Source organism: Streptomyces coeruleoprunus, from assembly GCF_039542925.1.
Taxonomy (GTDB): domain Bacteria; phylum Actinomycetota; class Actinomycetes; order Streptomycetales; family Streptomycetaceae; genus Streptomyces; species Streptomyces coeruleoprunus.
The window spans coordinates 376,689-393,341 of sequence record NZ_BAABIT010000001.1; the positions used below are offsets into that span (position 1 = coordinate 376,689).

10 protein-coding genes are annotated in these 16,653 nt (G+C 74.8%); 4 read left to right on the top strand and 6 right to left on the bottom strand.

The annotated features are described in order from the left end of the window. The first annotated feature begins 22 nt into the window (after positions 1-22). Complete coding sequence (locus ABEB09_RS01810) at positions 23-1,189, top strand: aldose epimerase family protein (RefSeq protein ID WP_345686371.1); 1,167 nt, start codon at positions 23-25, stop codon at positions 1,187-1,189. A gap of 17 nt (positions 1,190-1,206) precedes the next feature. Here the strand turns inward: ABEB09_RS01810 and ABEB09_RS01815 are convergent, their stop codons facing one another. Both ABEB09_RS01815 and ABEB09_RS34830 read right to left on the bottom strand, forming a co-directional pair. Next, the gene (locus ABEB09_RS01815) at positions 1,207-1,680 is read right to left on the bottom strand and encodes a hypothetical protein (protein WP_345686373.1); all 474 of its coding nucleotides are present in this window, start codon (positions 1,678-1,680) and stop codon (positions 1,207-1,209) included. A gap of 439 nt (positions 1,681-2,119) precedes the next feature. Further along, positions 2,120-5,542 carry a SpoIIE family protein phosphatase gene (locus tag ABEB09_RS34830; protein WP_380841012.1) on the bottom strand — a complete coding sequence of 1,141 codons (3,423 nt, stop codon included), beginning with the start codon at positions 5,540-5,542 and terminating at the stop codon, positions 2,120-2,122. A gap of 929 nt (positions 5,543-6,471) precedes the next feature. On the opposite strand from ABEB09_RS34830, the gene ABEB09_RS01830 reads away from it, so the two are divergent. The 3 genes from ABEB09_RS01830 (at position 6,472) to ABEB09_RS01840 (ending at position 10,272) form a co-directional block, all read left to right on the top strand. Then, positions 6,472-8,697 (top strand): glycosyl hydrolase family 95 catalytic domain-containing protein, encoded by a 2,226-nt coding sequence (locus ABEB09_RS01830; RefSeq protein WP_345686375.1) that lies wholly within the window; start codon positions 6,472-6,474, stop codon positions 8,695-8,697. A 29-nt stretch (positions 8,698-8,726) separates the two neighbouring features. Then, the gene (locus ABEB09_RS01835; protein WP_345686377.1) at positions 8,727-9,455 is read left to right on the top strand and encodes a glycoside hydrolase family 12 protein; all 729 of its coding nucleotides are present in this window, start codon (positions 8,727-8,729) and stop codon (positions 9,453-9,455) included. Between the two features lie 73 nt (positions 9,456-9,528). Further along, positions 9,529-10,272, top strand: a complete 744-nt coding sequence (locus ABEB09_RS01840; RefSeq protein ID WP_345686379.1) for a tyrosine-protein phosphatase — start codon at positions 9,529-9,531, stop codon at positions 10,270-10,272. Between the two features lie 51 nt (positions 10,273-10,323). Here ABEB09_RS01840 and ABEB09_RS01845 read toward each other — a convergent pair whose 3' ends face one another. The 4 genes from ABEB09_RS01845 to ABEB09_RS01860 form a co-directional block, all read right to left on the bottom strand. Beyond that, positions 10,324-11,352 (bottom strand): LacI family DNA-binding transcriptional regulator, encoded by a 1,029-nt coding sequence (locus ABEB09_RS01845; protein ID WP_345686381.1) that lies wholly within the window; start codon positions 11,350-11,352, stop codon positions 10,324-10,326. 182 nt (positions 11,353-11,534) lie between these two features. Next, on the bottom strand, positions 11,535-14,090 hold the full coding sequence (locus tag ABEB09_RS01850) for an alpha-L-arabinofuranosidase C-terminal domain-containing protein (RefSeq protein WP_345686383.1): 2,556 nt from the start codon (positions 14,088-14,090) through the stop codon (positions 11,535-11,537). Between the two features lie 119 nt (positions 14,091-14,209). Next, positions 14,210-15,475, bottom strand: a complete 1,266-nt coding sequence (locus tag ABEB09_RS01855; protein ID WP_380841085.1) for a sensor histidine kinase — start codon at positions 15,473-15,475, stop codon at positions 14,210-14,212. A 50-nt stretch (positions 15,476-15,525) separates the two neighbouring features. Then, complete coding sequence (locus ABEB09_RS01860; protein ID WP_345686385.1) at positions 15,526-16,224, bottom strand: hypothetical protein; 699 nt, start codon at positions 16,222-16,224, stop codon at positions 15,526-15,528. Positions 16,225-16,653: the final 429 nt, after the last annotated feature.

Sequence of the window (16,653 nt, forward strand, 5' to 3'; positions counted from 1 at the left end):
CTCGTCCCCCTCAGGAGCCGCAATGGAAACGAGCAGACGTACCGTCCTGGCGGCAGCTGCCGCCGCCGGAATCACCGCGGTCGCCGCCGCACCGGGCACCGCGTACGCGGACCCGTCCGCCAAGGGAGGAAGGATGCCCGTGAAGGAGCCCTTCGGCACGCTCGCCGACGGCACGCGGGTGCACCGCTGGACGCTGGAGAACGGCGGCACCCGGATGAAGGTGCTGTCGTACGGCGGCATCGTGCAGTCCCTGGAGATACCGGACCGGTACGGCCGGTACGCCAATGTGTCGCTGGGCTTCGAACGGCTCGAGGACTACGTGGCGTCCAGCCCGTACTTCGGGGCGCTGATCGGCCGGTACGGCAACCGGATCGGCGGGAGCCGGTTCACGCTGGACGGCCGGGAGTACGCGCTGTCCGTCAACGACGGGCCGAACAGCCTGCACGGCGGCGCGGCCGGTTTCGACAAGCGGGTGTGGGACGTCGAGCCGTTCTCCGGGCCCGCCGGGACCGGCCTGGTGCTGCGGTACGCGAGCGCCGACGGCGAGATGGGCTACCCGGGCCGCCTCGACGTGACCGTCACGTACACGCTGGACGGGAAGGGCGACTGGCGGATCGACTACGCCGCCACCACCGACCGGCCGACCGTGGTGAACCTGACGAGCCACACGTACTTCAATCTCGCCGGCGAGGGCAGTGGCGACGTCCTCGGCCACGAGCTGCGGATGGCGGCGTCGCGCTACACGCCGACCGACGCGACGCTGATCCCCACGGGGCAGCTGGCGAAGGTGGCGGGCACGCCGTTCGACTTCCGGCACGGCAAGCCGATCGGCCGGGACATCCGCGCGGCACACCCGCAGCTGGTGACGGCCAAGGGGTTCGACCACAACTGGGTGCTCGACAAGGGCATCACGCGCTCCCCCGAGTACGCGGCGACGCTGCGCGACCCTCGGTCGGGGCGGATCATGCGGATGGCGACGACCGAGCCGGGCCTGCAGTTCTACTCGGGGAACTTCCTGGACGGCACGCTGTCCGGGCCCTCGGGGCGCACCTACCGGCAGGGCGACGGGCTGTGCCTGGAGACCCAGCACTTCCCGGACTCGCCGAACCAGCCGCACTTCCCGTCGACGGTGCTGCGGCCGGGCGAGACGTACCGCTCGGTGACGGTGCACTCCTTCAACGCCGGGTAACGGCCGGCGGATGACGGTCAGTCGATGACGTTCTGCGGCACGGGCGCCGCGTCGGTGCCCGTGCCGCGGACGTGTCCGTGGCGCACGACGTCCCGTGCCGGGTCGGGCGGCCGGGTGACGTCCCGGGTGATGTCGTCGCGGCCGACGGGCCGGACGGTGGGGTTGCAGTCGGCTCCGCGCTCGTTCTGCCGGAGCGTGACGGTGCCGTCGAGGTGGTAGTACTCGTTCTGCCGCATCTGCTGGGTGCCGGGCGGCAGGACGATCCACCCGGTGGCGTCGGAGCCCATCCAGGTGTGCGGGCGGACGGCGGAGGACGGTATCCGGTCGTCCATGCGGCGGCCGCCGCCCGACGCCACGTGGAACAGCCGGCCGTCGAGCCCCGTCCACGTGGGCATGACCAGGGAGCCGGAACGTTCCTGCGGGACGAGCTGCCGGCGTACGAGGACGTAGCCGCGCCCGGTGAGCGTGACGGTGTCGTCGCGGTGCTCCATGACGGTCTGGCCGGTGGTGGCACGGTGCCGAAGCCGAGTTGGTCGAATCCACCGCTGTTGATGCCGTGGTCGCCGCCGCGGACCACGGTGGCGAGCGGGGCGGGCCGCCGGCCGGCCAGGGAGTGGCGGGTGGCGGTCAGGCGCTGCCGGCCGGCGAGCCAGGGCTGGTCGTCGGCGGAGAAGCGGACCTCGGCGCGGTGGAGTTCGCCGTGGGCGTGGAGCCTGCCGGGGTGGGTGAAGGTGCGGGTGGGGCGGGCGGTCATGTCCGGGCCGGTGGGGGCGGCGGCGGTGCGGGCGGCTGTTGCGGCGAGGGCGAGGCGGAGGGCGCCGTGGCGGCTCGGGCGCCGGTGCCCGCTGCTGTGGCTCATGGGGATCTCCTGCGAATCGGAGGTGACCGACACACAGGAGACGAGGGAGCCGCGGCCCGATAACAGAAACCTCAGCCGCTCGGGGGTCCGAGGACGCGGACGAGGACGAGGGCGGTGTCGTCGCTGCGGGACGCAGTGCCGCGGGCGCGGGCGACGAGGCTGTCGGCCAGGTCGTCCATGTGCCGTTCCGCGCTGCGGGCGAGGCGGCCGGCGAGTTCGGCGGTGGCGGCCTCGATGTCGACGCCGGGTTCCTCGACGAGGCCGTCGGTGTAGAGGGCGAGGACCGTGCCGCGTGCCAGGGGGATCCCGGTGGCCGGGTAGGTGGCGGCGGGGTCGATCCCGAGGAGCAGCCCGGGCTCCACGGCGAGGACGGCGGTGGTGCCGTCGGGGTGGCGGCACAGCGGCGGCGGGTGGCCGGCGGTGGCCAGGACGGCGCGGTGGCGGGCCAGGTCGAGGTGGGCGTAGAGGCAGCTGGTGAAGAGGCCGGGGTCGAGGTCGATGAGGAGGCGGTTGGTGCGGGCGAGCACCTCGCCGGGGGGCGCGCCCGCGGTGGCGTGGACGGCGGTGCGGACCTGGCCCATGAGGGCGGCGGCGTCGACGTCGTGGCCCTGGACGTCCCCGATGGTGACGGCGGCCTCGGTGTCGCCGAGCCGGATGACGTCGTAGAAGTCGCCGCCGACGCCCACGCCGAGCCCCGCCGGCAGATAGCGGGCGGCGATGTCCAGGCCGGCGACGCGGGGCAGGGTGTGGGGCAGCAGGCCGGCCTGGAGCCGGTGGGCGAGGGCGTGCTTGACGTCGTAGAGGCGGGCGCGGTCCAGGGCCTGGGCGACGAGCCCGGCGAACGAGCTGAGGATGGCGCGCTCGCCGGGGTGGAAGGTGCGGGAGCGGCGGTAGGCGAGGACCAGGGAGCCGACCGGCCGGCCGGAGGCGATCAGCGGCAGGAACGCCCAGGACGCCACGCTCGGGGGGACGTCGGTGCCGGGGAAGGCGGCCCGCAGTTCGTCGGCGCGGTCGAAGAACAGGGGCGACGCGGTGGTGAGGACCCGTACGACGGGGTTGTCGGCGGTCAGCGGAACGGCGCCCATCGCGCCCACGGTCTCCGCGCCGTCGCCGCCGGTGCCGACGAGGCGGAGGCGGCCGTCGTCCACGGTGAACAGGGCGAGCGCCCGTGCCCCGAGGGCGGGGGTCATCTGCGCGGCGGTCTGCTCGACGACGTCCTTGACCTCGGCGGCCTCGGTGAGCGTGGCCGCGAGGTGCATCAGGTGGTACAGGGCGCCCGTGCGGCCGGCCATGACGGGCGTCCCGGCCTGTCCGGTGTCCTCCTCGGTGCCGGGGGTGCCCTGGCCGGGGGCAGAGGTGATGCGGACGCTGATGCCGGTGGAGTCCGGGTGGAGCCGGAAGCGCAGCCGGTGCTCCGGGGGGCGGACGGCGGTGAACGTGGTGGTCTGGCGGCCGATGACGGCGGCGCGGTAGCGGTCCTCGACGACGGGGGTGTCGAGCCAGGGCAGCGCCTCCCAGGGCAGGGCGCCCAGCAGGTCGGCGACGGGCACGCCGAGGAGACCGGCGGCGGTGTCGGTGACGAAGGTGAACCGGCCGTTCAGGTCCAGGGCGCAGCTGCCGCCGGGGAGCCGCGCGGCGAACGCGACCGCGGCGACCGCCTGGTGGGGTTCCGGGGCCGTCCTGCGGGGGTGGACCACCAGGGGCGCGCGGGTCGCCACCAGCCGCTCCCCCGCGTGCGCGGCGGCGTCGAGCGCCTCCGCCATGCGGTCGCAGCCCGCGCGGACGGCGGCGGTCTCCTCGTCGGTGAGGTACGGGGGATGGGCGCCGGGCCAGAGCATGACGAGGCCGCCGCGCACGGTGTCCCCGGTGGCGAGGGGCAGGGCGCCGAGCGCGAACCGGTACGGCAGGACCAGGCCGGGGCGCGGGTAGCGGCGGGCCATCTCCTCCTGGTCGCCGACCCACACCATGCGCCGCCCGGTCACGGCGTCCGCGACGGGGATCGGGTCGGAGAGCCCCACGCGCAGCCAGGGCACGGCGATGTCCAGCGGGACCCCGCTGAGCACGGCGAGGCGCAGCGCCCGCTCGTCCTCGTGCAGCAGGTACACCAGGCCCACGGACGCGCCGGTCTCCTCCATGACGCCGGCCAGCGCGGCACCCAGCTCCCGCCTCCAGGCCCGTCCGCTGCGCTCCACGCCTCCAGACTGCCCCGCCGGACCGCGCGGCGCAGGTCCGGCCGGGGGCCACGGGCCGGTCAGCCCGCCGGAGGTCCGAACGTCACGCCGGCGAGCCGTACGGTGCCGGTCAGCGAGATCCGCGGGCCGTGGACGCCGGCGGGGCCACGGGCACCTCGACGGTCGCGTAGGCGTACGGACCGCCCGGCACCGCGACGTCGACGCGCGCCTCGGGGGCGCCGCCCACCGGGGCGAGGGTGACCGTGCCGGTGCCGGCGGCCTCCAGGGCGGCGGAGCCCTGCCCGGCACCGAAGTCGCAGGCGCGGTACAGCAGCGCGCCGGGCCCCTCGCCGGCGGGGTCATGCAGTCGCCGGACGGTTTGGTGCGGTCGGCGATCGCGGTGCCGTCCTGTTCGTCGTAGTCGGCGGCGGCGAGGCCGCGGTCCAGGACCGGGCGGGGCGCCGGGGCCGGACCGGCCGGCTCGACGGCGGCGGTGGCGCGCAGGTCGCCGCTGGAGGCGCCCGCCGGGAACTCGTAGGTGCCCGGCTCCACGGTCCAGCGGCCGTGGGCGACGTCCCAGAAGCCCAGCTCCCGGACGGGCACCGCGAATTCCAGGGTGCGGGACTCGCCCGGGGCCAGGTGGACGCGGCGGTGGGCGACGAGGGCCTGGCGGGGGCGCGGCACGCCGGGCGCGGGGGCCCGTACGTACAGCTGGGCGACCTCGTCACCGGGCACCGGACCGGTATGGGTGACGGTGAGCGTCACCCGGATCCGGTCGTCGCCGTCCCGCCGGGCGGTGAGCCCGTCGTGGTCGAAGGACGTGTACGACAGGCCGTGCCCGAAGGGGAACAGGGGGCGGCCGTCGAAGTACAGGTAGGTCTGGCGGCCGCCGATGACGTCGTGGTCCAGCAGGTCCGGCACGTCGGCGTCGGAGGCGTACCAGGTCTGCGGCAGGCGCCCGGCCGGGGAGACGTCGCCCGCGAGGACGCGGGCGAGGGCGCTGCCGGCGGCCCGGCCGCCGTGCGCGGTCCACAGCGGGGCGGGCAGCTCGGCGGCGGCCTCGGGGACGGCGTACGGGTAGGACGAGACGGGGACGAGGACGGTGCGGGGGTTGGCGGCGCGGGCGGCGCGCCAGAGCCGGTCCTGGGCGCCGGGCAGGGCGAGGGTGGTGCGGTCCTCGGGTCTCGCGGCCGTTGATGTGGGGGTCGTCGCCCGCGACGGCGAGGACGAGGTGGCCCCGCGGCCGCGGGGCCACCTCGTCCTCGCCGCGCTCGACGGTCTCCACGGTGAAGACGGCGGGGGTTTCCTCGTCCGGGGCGGCAACCTTCGCGCCGTCGGCGGCGACAGAGACGTATCCGCCCGTCCCTGCGTGCCGAAGGAGGTGTCCGTCCTCGTGGGGTTCGAGCCGGAACGTCTCCTGGACGACCCAGCTGCCGGGCTGGTCGGCGGAGGCGCGCACCCGGCGGTCGTCGGCGACGGACAGGTACCGCCCGTCGGGGGCCCGCAGGGTGAGGACGCCGCCGCCCCAGTCGGTGAGGGCGAACTCGGCGCCCTGCTCGTCGGCATCGGCGTCGGCATCGGGGACGCGCAGGAGGCCCGCGGCGCAGCGGAGCCGGACGCGGTCGGCGCCCTCGGCGTGGGTGACCCGGTCGGCGCCGAAGCGTTCGCGCAGTCCGTCGAGGGGGGTGGAGCGGTGGAGGAGGGTGCCGCTGTACCAGTCGAGCTTGCACTCGTCGGCGAGCGGGCCGACGACGGCGACGCGCGGCGACGCTTCGGGGTCGGTGCTGTGCGCCTACGGCCTCTCGCGGTCGGGCTCGCTGGGCCACCGCTGGATCCTGATGCCCCTGCTGGCGGCGATGTTGGGCATGCTCACGGGCGCGGTCAAGGGCCGACCGACCCGGCCCTCGCCCCGGCGGGGGCCGACCGGCCCGGCCGTCGCCCTGACCGGGGCGACCGTCCCGGTCGTCGACCGCCTCCCCACGCCGCGGCTCCTCCCTCCGCGGGTCCGTCCGCCGCCCGTGTCTCCGGCGGCCCGAGTACGGGCCTCTGCCGGGGCATGAACACCCCCCTGCCCCGGCAGGCGCCGGCCAACCCCTTCCCCCACCACCAGAGATCGAGGCATGCCCATGCGTCCCTCCGCCCCGAGCCGACGGTCCGTTCTCGCCGGCGGCGCCGTGACGGCCGCCGGTGGCCGTGCTGCGCGAGAGGGCGCCGTAACGGCCGCCGGTGGCAGTGCCGTCCGAGAGGACACCGTGACGGCCGCCGACCCCGTGCACGGGACGTGGGAGCCGGTGCCGGCCGCGCGCTGGGAGGACGCCTTCCTGAGCGGCAACGGCCGGCACGGCGTCATGGTGTTCGGTGATCCGAATGACGACCGGGTCATCGTCAACCATCACACGCTGGTGGTGCCGGTGCCCGTGGCGGACACGCTGCCGCCCCGCCTGGCGGCGGCGCTGCCGGGGGTCCAGGACCGGCTGCTGGCCGGGGACACGGCGGCGGCCGAGGGGTTCACGGACGGGCGCGAACTGCGCTGGGTGGGGGCCTTCCACCCGGCGTTCGCCGTACGGGTCCGCCGGGAGAACGCCGGCCTTCCGGGCGACGGTGGCGACACCTACCGCCGCGAGGTGGACTTCGCGACCGGCGTGGTGCGGGCGGTGTGCCCGGGCCACGAGAGCCAGGTGTTCGTCTCGCGCGCCGACGACGTGGTCGTCCAGCAGGTCGGGGGCGCCCCGGTCGACGCCGTGCTCTCCCTGGACCCGCGCCTGCCGGGAGTCCCCGGGGCCCTGGCGGTCGGCCGGGGCACCGTCCTGACAGCCGAGGGCGCGCTGCTCACCCTGCGCGCCCGCTACCCCGGGAGCGACACGGCGTTCACGGGCGTCACGCTCGTCGTGGCGGCGGGCGGCACGGCCGCGGTCGAAGGGGACGGCGTCCGCGTGGCAGGGGCACGCACGCTGCTGCTCCTCACCCGGGTGCGCCGGCACACCGGCGAGCTGGACGTCCCGGCCGAGGCGGCGTCCCTGCGGGCCCTGCTGGGCTCGGCCCCGACGCCCGAGGCGGCGTACGGGGCGCTGCTCGCGCGGCACGAGGAGCCGCACCGGGCCGCGTACGAGCGGGTGGTGCTGGATCTGGGCGGTGGCCGGGCGGACCGGGAGCTGCCCGGGAGCGCGCTGCTGCGGAAGCCGGACAGCCCGGCGCTGCTGGAGCGGCTGTTCGCGGCCGGCCGGTACCACCTGCTGTCGGCGAGCGGGATGTTCCCGCCGCGCCTGGTGGGTGTGTGGACGGGCGACTGGAACACGGCGTGGTCGGGGGCGTTCACCACCAACGCGAACCTGAACCTCCAGACGGCCTCGGCCGCGGCCGCCGCGCTGCCGGAGGTGACCGAGGCGCACGCGGCGCTGGTGTACGGGCAGCTGGCCGACTGGCGGGACAACGCGCGGGACATCTTCGGCGCGCGGGGCGTGGTGGCGCCGTCCCACACGGACGGCGTGTCGGGGCACACGTACCACTTCCAGCGGCCGTATCCGCTGCACCTGTGGACGGCGGGCGCCGACTGGCTGCTGCTGCCGCTCGTGGAGCACGCGGAGACGACCGGGGCGGCCGATCCGCGTCTGGTGGCGGCGCTGGGTGAAGTGGCCCGGTTCTACGAGGACTTCCTGACCCGGACCGGTCCGGACGGCCGGGTCGTGATCGTGCCGTCGTACTCGCCGGAGAACCGGCCCGCCGACGCGAGCTGGGGGACGCTGAACGCGACGATGGACATCGCGGCCGCCCGGCACGCGCTCACCACGGCGGCGGCCCACCGTCCCGGGGACGCCGAGCGGCTGCGGGCCCTGGCGGCGCGCCTGCCGGAGTACCGGGTCAACGAGGACGGGGCGCTGGCCGAGTGGGCCTGGCCGGGGCTCCGGGACTCCTACGACCACCGGCACCTGAGCCATCTGTACCCGGTGTGGCCGCTCGGGGAGATCAACCCGTACGACACGCCGGGGCTGGCGCGCGCCGCGCACCGGGCGCTGGAGCTGCGGGGCGCGGAGAACGACTCGGCGCACGGCCATCTGCACCACGCGCTGGTCGCGGCGCGGCTGCGGGACGCCGGGCGCGCGGTGGGCGCCCTGGACCGGGTGCTGTCCGGGGACTTCTTCCACGCGTCGTTGATGAGCGCGCACTATCCGGGCCGGGACGTCTACAACGCGGACGCGGCCCACGCGCTGCCGGCGCTGCTGATCGAGCTGCTGGTGCAGTCGTCGCCGGGGCGGCTGGTGCTGCTGCCCGCGCTGCCGTCCGCGTGGACGAGGGGGGCGCTGTACGGCGTGCGGACCCGCTTCGGCGCGCGGGTCGACCTGGAGTGGCGCGACGGCGGGTGCACCGCCACGGTCCGGCCGTCCCGTGCGGCGCGGATCGAGTTGAGGACCCCCGCCGGGACGGAGCAGCTGGAGCTGGCCGCCGGCGAGGACCGGGTGCTCACGCTGGGCATCCGGTGACCCATCCCCCCACCCATGGAAGGGACACCATGGCACGACGAACCCTCGGCCGGATCCGTACGGCGCTCCTCGCGCCGGTGCTGGCGTTCGGCGCGACGCTGGGCCTGGCCGCGGCCCCCGCGCAGGCCGCGGTCTGGAACACCTGCGCCCAGTGGGGCAACACGACCCTGAACGGCTACACGCTCTACAACAACATCTGGGGCCGGGGCGCGGGCGCCCAGTGCACCTGGGCCAACTCCGGGACGAACTGGGGTGTGTGGGCCGACCACCCCAACACGGGCGGCATCAAGTCGTACCCGAACGCGAAGAAGGTGGTCAACAAGTCGATCACCTCGCTGTCCTCGCTGAGCAGCAGCTACCAGGTGCGGGTCCCGTCGTCGGGGTCGTACAACACGGCGTACGACATCTGGGACACGGACTACGACTACGAGGTCATGCTCTGGGTCAACTACAACGGCGCGGTCGGCCCGCTGGGCACCGCGCAGGGCAGTGTCACGCTGGGCGGCCACAGCTGGAACGTGTACAAGGGCCGCGTGACGAACCCGGACGGCTCGTACCACGACGTCTTCTCGTTCCTGCGGACGTCGGACTCGACGTCCGGGACGGTGAACATCCTGCCGATCCTGAAGTGGATCAAGGACACCAAGGGCTGGTGGGGCAACGAGACCATCGGTGACGTCCAGTTCGGCTACGAGATCACCTCCTCGGCGGGCGGTCTCGACTTCTTCACGGACAACCTGACGGTGTCGGCGAGCTAGCCTCCCGGCCACCGTCCCGCGGCCCGTGCGTCCCGTCTCCCGGACGCGCGGGCCGCGCGCATAGGGTGCGGACATGATCAGACACATCACCTTCGAACGGCTGCACAATTTCCGGGACTTGGGCGGGTACGCGACCGCCGACGGGCGACTGGTGCGGTGGGGGCGGCTGTTCCGTTCCGACTCGCTGGGGAAGCTGCACGGCGACGACTGGGAGCGGTTCCTGCGGCTCGGCGTGCGCACGGTCGTGGACCTGCGCTACCCGTGGGAGATCGACGCCAAGGGGCGGGTGCCGGAGCACCCGTCACTCGCGTACCACAACCTGAGCATCGAGCACCGCCCCTACGACCAGGCCGCCCTGGGCCCGGACGTGCCGGTGGGGCCGTATCTGGCCGAGCGGTACATGGAGGTCGCGGTCGACGGCGTGGCGGAGGTGGGCCGGTCCTTGGAGGTGATCGCGTCGGCCGGAGAGGGGCCGGTGGTGTTCCACTGCGCCTCGGGCAAGGACCGTACGGGTCTGGTGGCCGCGCTGGTCCTGAGCCTGCTGGGCGTGGACGAGGAGACCGTCGTCGAGGACTTCGCCCTCACGGGGCTGGCCACGGAGCGGCTGCTCGCCGACTGGCGGGCGGAGCACCCCGGCCGCGAGGCGATGTGGCCCGGGTACGGGCAGGCGCCGGCGGAGCTGATGCGGCTGTTCCTCGCGGCGCTGAGGGAGAGGTTCGGTTCCGTACGGGAGTACGCGCTGGGGCTGCCGGGCGTCGACGAGGAGCTGGTGGCGGCGCTGCGCCGGGCCCTGCTGGAGCCGGCGGCCGGTCGCTGAGGGCGCGCCCCTTCCGCGGCGACGTGATCCTGGCGCACAGCGGCCGGCGCGTCAGCGGCGGTCGCCGGGCGCGGCCGCCGGGCGTGGTCCGGTGCTCTCGCGGACCGTCAGCTCCGGCTCCAGGAGGACGACCTCGTCCGCGCCCCGGCCCTCCAGCTTGGCGACGACCTGCTCGACGGCGTACCGGCCCATCTTCTGCGCCGGTACGGCCACCGAGGTGAGCGGTACGGAGGCGTGCGCGGCGACGTGGTCGGGGCAGATCGCCACGACCGAGGCGTCCTCGGGCACGGCCCTGCCCTGCTGGCGCAGCAGGGCGAGCAGCGGGTCGGTGGCCGCCTCGTTCTGGACGACGAACGCGGTGGTGCCCGGCCGCTCGTCGTAGATCCTGGCCAGGGTGGCCGACACCGCCGCGTAGCTGCCCTCGCAGGGCCGGTGGAGGAGGCGGAGGCCCAGGTCGTCGCTGCGCCGGCGCAGGCCGTTCAGGGTGCGTTCGGCGAAGCCCGTGTGGCGTTCGTAGACCGCGGCGGCCTCGCCGATGACGGCGATCTCGCGGTGTCCGAGCCCGGCGAGGTGGTCGGCGCACAGCGCGCCGGCGGCCTCGAAGTCGAGGTCGACGCAGCTGAGGCCCGTGGTGTCGGCGGGCAGCCCGATGAGGACGCCGGGCCTGGCCGCCTCGCGCAGCAGCGGCAGCCGGTCGTCCTCCAGCTCGACGTCCATGAGGATCATGGCGTCGGCGAGGGCGCTGCCCTCGATGCGGCGGACCGCCGCCGGGCCCTCCTCGCCGGTGAGGAGGAGCACGTCGTAGCCGTGGCCGCGGGCCGTGGTGGCGACGGCGATCGCGATCTCCATCATCACCGGGACGTACATGTCGGTCCGCAGGGGGATCATCAGGGCGATGATGTTCGACCGGCTGCTCGCGAGGGCGCGGGCGCCCGCGTTGGGGTGGTAGCCGAGCTGGGCGATGGACCGCTCGACGCGCTCGCGGGTGGAGGCGGAGATGGACCGCTTGCCGCTCAGGACATAGCTCACCGTGCTGGCGGAGACTCCGGCGTGCTGAGCGACATCGGCGAGGGTGACCATCGGCTCTCCCAGACGGTAAGACAGGGGAAGTGAAGCGCTTCGACGCGTTTCTCCCCGAGATTAAAGGTGACCTCGACAACTGTCCAGGGAAAATTGTCGAAGCGCTTCGACAGCGCCAAGGAGAAGGCCGGGGAGGGCGGTCGCCCTCCCCGGCCAGGGTAGTGAAGAGGCGCGGTCCGCCGCTATCCGGTCTTGATCCTGAGGAAGGTGACGGAGTACGCGGGGAAGGTGTGGGTGAACGTCCGGCCGATGCCCTCGAGCGTGCCGTGGCGTGGCTGGACCGGGCGGTCGTCCACGGTGTTCACGGCCTCCGGGTCGCCCTGGAGGACGGTCGTCCGGGCGGTACCGCCGAGCGGGGCGACACCCAGGTCGACGCGGGTGCGCGCGGGGGCGGCCTGGGCGTTGACCACCTTGACGATCAGCTCGCCGGTGGCGTCGTCCCGGGTGACGACCTGGCGGAACGGCTCGGCGGAGGCGTCGTCGGTGAAGCCGCCCCAGACCTGGCCGTCGAGGAACAGGGTGACCTGGCGGCCCCTGACCTGGACCCGCAGGTCGTAGGTGCGGCCGGTCTCGACGGTGGTGGCCTTCTCCATCAGCGTCTGCTTGGCGCCGTCGGCGGACTTCTCCACGGCGGAGCGGGTGTTGTTCCAGCCGCCGAGGTTCCACCAGTAGTAGTTGCCGGTGTCGCGGACGCCGAAGGCCACGAGGAAGCCCTCGCGGCCGGACTTCTTGGTGGCTTTCACCTTCAGGTCGTAGTTCTGCCACGCCCGGTCGCCGGCGGTGACGAGCGTGTTCTCGGCGGCCGTGTCGGACTGGAGGAACGCCCCGTCCTGGACGCTCCACGTGCCGCGCCCGGCGGCCCTGGTCCACTGGGCGTCGCCGGCCGAGAAGTCGTCCTTCAGCAGGGTGGTGCCGTCGGCCGCGGTGACCTCCACGTCGTCGTACGCGGCGCTGGTCGCCCATGTGGACAGGCCGACCGCGCCCGTGACCGGGCCGGACACGGCCGGCGTGCCGGTCGCCTCACTGGGCACGACCCGGTCGCCGGTGTTGTTCATGAACAGCTTCTGCGTCTCGTAGCTGGTCGACCCCCAGGAGCGGGTGGAGTCGAACCAGATCATGTCCGGCCGCCACTGGTTGCTGTCGACGTCGGCGAGGAGCGGGGCGTACGAGGCGAGCTTGACGACGTCGGCGTTGCGCTCCAGGCCCGTCATGAAGGCGGCCTCGGCGAGCGCGTTGCGGAACTTGTTGTCGAGGGAGGCGTATTCGCCCAGGAAGACCTTGGGCCCCTTGCGGTCGTACGCGTCGTAGCGGCGGTTGTTCTCCAGGAACCACTGGGGGCTGTTGTAGTAGTGCTCGTCGACCATGGCCACGCCGTCCTGGCGGTTGAGCTGCCAGAGGCGGTCGAAGGTGGTGCCGGTGTCATCAGGACCGGAGTTGCTGACGACGGTGATGCCGGGGTACTTCGCCTCGATGGCGGCGCGGAACTGGCGGAACCGCTCGAAGAACGCGTCGGGCAGGTTCTCCTCGTTGCCCACCGCCAGGTGCGTGAGGCCGAACGGCCTGGGGTGGCCCATCTCGGCGCGCTTGCGTCCCCAGGTGGAGGTGACGGGGCCGTTGGCGAACTCGATCAGGTCCAGGGTGTCCTGGATGTGGCGGCGCAGCAGGGCGGGGTCGTCGGTCGCCTTGTTCTGGCCGCAGCCGGTGACCAGGGCGGGGACGACGGGGAGCGGCATGGCGCCGATGTCCTCGGCGAACTGGAAGTACTCGTAGTAGCCGAGGCCGTAGCTCTGGTGGTAGCCCCAGAAGTTGGCGTTGACGGCGCGCTGCTCGACCGGGCCGATCGTGTCCTTCCACTGGTAGGACCGCTGGCGCTCCCAGTCCGGCGCCTCGTAGGCCCGGTGGCTGCCGGTGTTGACGAGGCAGCCGCCGGGGAAGCGCAGGAAGCCGGGCTTCAGGGCGGCGATCTTCTCGGCGAGGTCCTTGCGCAGGCCGTTCGGGCGGCCCTTGTAGGTGTCGCGCGGGAAGAGCGAGACCATGTCGAGGCGTACGACGCCGCCGCCCTCGGCGGTGACGGCGAGGCGGGCACCGGCGTTCACGGCCGTGGTGGTGCGGGCGGTGAGGGTGCCCGCGTACTGCGTCCAGCGGTCGCCGTGCGCGGTGAGGGCGAGCGGGGCGGACAGGGCGGTGCCGTCGGCGGCCTGGAGCTGCACGGTGAGGCGGGTGCCGGTGCGCTGGTCGGTGCGGGCCCGGACGGAGAAGTCGTAGCGGGCGCCCGCGCGCAGGGGGATGCCGGTGCCGTAGCCGGCGTTGACGACGCCGTAGCGGGCGCCGTTCCCGCCGTGTCCGGCGAGGTCGAGGCGGAGGTAGTTGCGGTTGCGCTCGTGGAGGCGGTCGGCGTCGTTCACCACGCGGACCGTGCCGGTGGCACCGCCCTGGGCGGTCTCCTGCCAGGCGGTCAGCGGGGTGTAGGCGCGGTTGTCGGCGGGGCCGAACTCGAACGAGCGGTTGCGGACGAGTTCGGCGTAGAGGCCTCCGTCGGCCGCGTTGTTGATGTCCTCGTAGAAGACGCCGTACAGGGTGGGGTCGATCGCCGGGCCGGCTCTGTCCGGGTGGACGGTGAGCGCGTAGTCGGCCGGCTCGGCCGCCGGGGCGTCGTCGGCGCGGGTGGGGGCGGCGAGCACCGTCCCGACGAGCGCGGCGGCCAGCGCGAGGACGATCCTCGGCCGTATGAGTGCCATGTGTGTGCTCCTGGAGACAGGATTGTTCGATATATCGGACATTGACCAGGACTTCGAACAGGAAGATATGCAGGGGCACTTGACGCGTCAACGGTGCGGACGAGGCCGGGAGAAAGCGGTTACTCGGGCGGGGCCTGCGGCAGCCGTACGGTGGTGACGGCGCCGCCGTCCGGGGCGTTGGCGAACTCGACCCGCGCGCCCAGCACCGCGGCCTGCCCGACGACGATGGTCAGCCCCAGCCCGTGCCCCCGCCCCCGGCCGCCCGCCGGCTCTCCGGTGCGGAACCGCTGCGGGCCGCGCTCGACGAGCCCGGCCGGGTAGCCGGGGCCGTGGTCGCGGACCCGTACGGCGGGGCCGTCCACGGTGACCTCGACGGGCGGCGCGCCGTGGCGGTGGGCGTTGGCCACGAGGTTCGCGAGGATCCGGTCGAAGCGGCGCCGCTCGGTGCGCACGCGCGCGTCCCGGACGACCCGCACCTCGGCGGCGAGGCCCGTGGCGCGCACGGCGTGCCGGGCGAGGGCGCCCAGCTCGTGCTCGCTCAGTTCGGCCCGCTCCACGCCGGCGTCCAGCCGGGAGATCTCCAGCAGGTCCTCGGTCAGCGCGTGCAGCGCCCGCAGCCGGTCGTGGATCATCTCCCTGGGGCGCCCCTCGGGCAGCAGCCCCGCGGCGGCCAGCGCTCCCGTCAACGGCGTGCGCAGCTCGTGGGCGACGTCCGCGGTGAACCGCTTCTCGCTCTCCAGCCGGGCCTGGAGGGCGCCCGCCATGGAGTCCAGCGCGGTGGCCACCGCCCGTACCTCGTCACGCCGGGCGCCGCGGCCGCCGTCGTCGCGCATGCCGACGCGGGCGTCCAGGTCGCCGTGCGTGATGCGGCGGGCGACGGCCGCGGTGGCGGTCAGCCGGCGGCTGATCCGCACGGCGAGGAACAGCCCGGCCACGGCGACGAGGCCGGCCGCCGCGACCGCCGAGACGACGATGGCCGTGTCGGTGTCGCGCAGGTGGTCGCGGGTCTGGGCGTACGGCATCCACACGGCCAGCGCGTGGCCGTCGGCCGGCGCGGCGGCCCACATGACGGGCGTGCCCCCGCGGGTGCCCACCATGCTGCCGCGCCTCCCGGAGCGGACCAGGTCCCGCAGGGCGGCGGGCAGGTCGGGCGGGTCCAGTTCGGAGGGCAGGTCGCCGGTGGAGGTGCCGTAGGTGTAGTGCAGCTCGGCCTCCTCCAGGAGGTGGCCGACCTCCGTCCGTACGTGCCCGACGGTCTGCAGGGCGACCACGTTGTGCACGAGGACGCCGAGGACGACGGCGACCGCGACGCACACGGCGGTCGTCGTCGCGGCGATCTTCCAGCGCAGGCTCGCCGCCCCCGTGGCCGCGATCCTGCGGCGCAGGCCAGCCGCCCACGCCGGGACGGGGCGTGGGCGGCGGTCCGGCGCGGCGGTCACTGCTCGCTGCGCGGGCAGGGGCTCTGCGACCGCTTCAGGGCCGGGCACTCGTCGAGCATCAGACCGCCCAGGCTCATCTCCCTGCCGTCCCAGACGTACTCGGAGACGCTGACGAGCTGCGGGTTGGAGGTGGGTTCGCGGACCGTCAGGTGCCCGGCGGCCACCTCGGTGCCCTCCAGCACGGCGCGGCGCGACAGCACCCGGACGACGGCGCCGCCCGCGGCGGTGTAGACGCGGAGTTCGCTGAGGCGCCCGTCGATGTCGACGGCGGTGATGAGCTCGGCCCTGCCGTCGCCGGTCAGGTCGTGGTGGACGGGCGGACGCACCGGGCAGTCCGCGCCCTCGCACGCGGCGAGGAGCCGTACGGCGCGCGGGTCGACGAGCATGCCGCTCCCCCGGTCGGCGCGGGCAGCGGCCGCCACGTCCGCCTTGACGACGGCCAGGGCGTCGGCGTCCCGCAGGTCGCCGGACGGAACCGGCGGCACCGGCACACGGGCGGGCCTGCCGGGCTTCTCGCCGGGAGGCGGCGGCGACGGATTGATGTCCTCCCAGAGCGAGAGGGGCGCCCTGAGCCGTCCCCGCGCCCCGTGCGCCCGCAGCCCCTCCGCGTCCGCGCACCCGCCCGCCACCACGACCAGCCCCACCGCGGCGAGCACAGCGCGGCGGGCGGCGCGACGTACCGGTGTCGGGGCCATGCCCTCATGCTCGGCGCGATGGCGCCACGGCACACGGCGGCTGACCCGTCCGGGTCAGCCGGCGCCCCGGCGTCGCGCAGCCGCCGACATGGCGCGCGGGAGCCGACGCGGCGCCCAGGTGTCACGGCGCCCGGCCGTCGCGGTGCGCGGGCGCGGTGGCAGCGGGCGGCGGGCGGCGGGCGGCGGGGCCGACCCGGGCGGGTGGCCGACGGCGCGCCGGGGCGGAAGCGGGCAGCGAGGGCAGACCCTGGACCAGTGGCCGAGAGCACGTCGGCTGCGGCAGCGGCCGGCGGCCCGGACCCCGGACCGGTGGCCGACGGCACGCCGGGCCGAGAGCGGCCGGCGGGCCCAGATCCCGGGTCGGTGGCCGACGGCGTGCCGGCTGCCGCGTCGGAGCTGTCATCCCGCGGCCCACCACCTCTGCGGGCG

Excerpts from the sequence above, each read along its gene's own strand:
- ABEB09_RS01850 (WP_345686383.1), bottom strand. The coding sequence starts at position 14,090 with ATGGCACTCATACGGCCGAGGATCGTCCTCGCGCTGGCCGCCGCGCTC.
- ABEB09_RS01810 (WP_345686371.1), top strand. The coding sequence starts at position 23 with ATGGAAACGAGCAGACGTACCGTCCTGGCGGCAGCTGCCGCCGCCGGA.
- ABEB09_RS01845 (WP_345686381.1), bottom strand. The coding sequence starts at position 11,352 with ATGGTCACCCTCGCCGATGTCGCTCAGCACGCCGGAGTCTCCGCCAGC.
- ABEB09_RS01815 (WP_345686373.1), bottom strand. The coding sequence starts at position 1,680 with ATGGAGCACCGCGACGACACCGTCACGCTCACCGGGCGCGGCTACGTC.
- ABEB09_RS01860 (WP_345686385.1), bottom strand. The coding sequence starts at position 16,224 with ATGGCCCCGACACCGGTACGTCGCGCCGCCCGCCGCGCTGTGCTCGCC.
- ABEB09_RS01835 (WP_345686377.1), top strand. The coding sequence starts at position 8,727 with ATGGCACGACGAACCCTCGGCCGGATCCGTACGGCGCTCCTCGCGCCG.
- ABEB09_RS01840 (WP_345686379.1), top strand. The coding sequence starts at position 9,529 with ATGATCAGACACATCACCTTCGAACGGCTGCACAATTTCCGGGACTTG.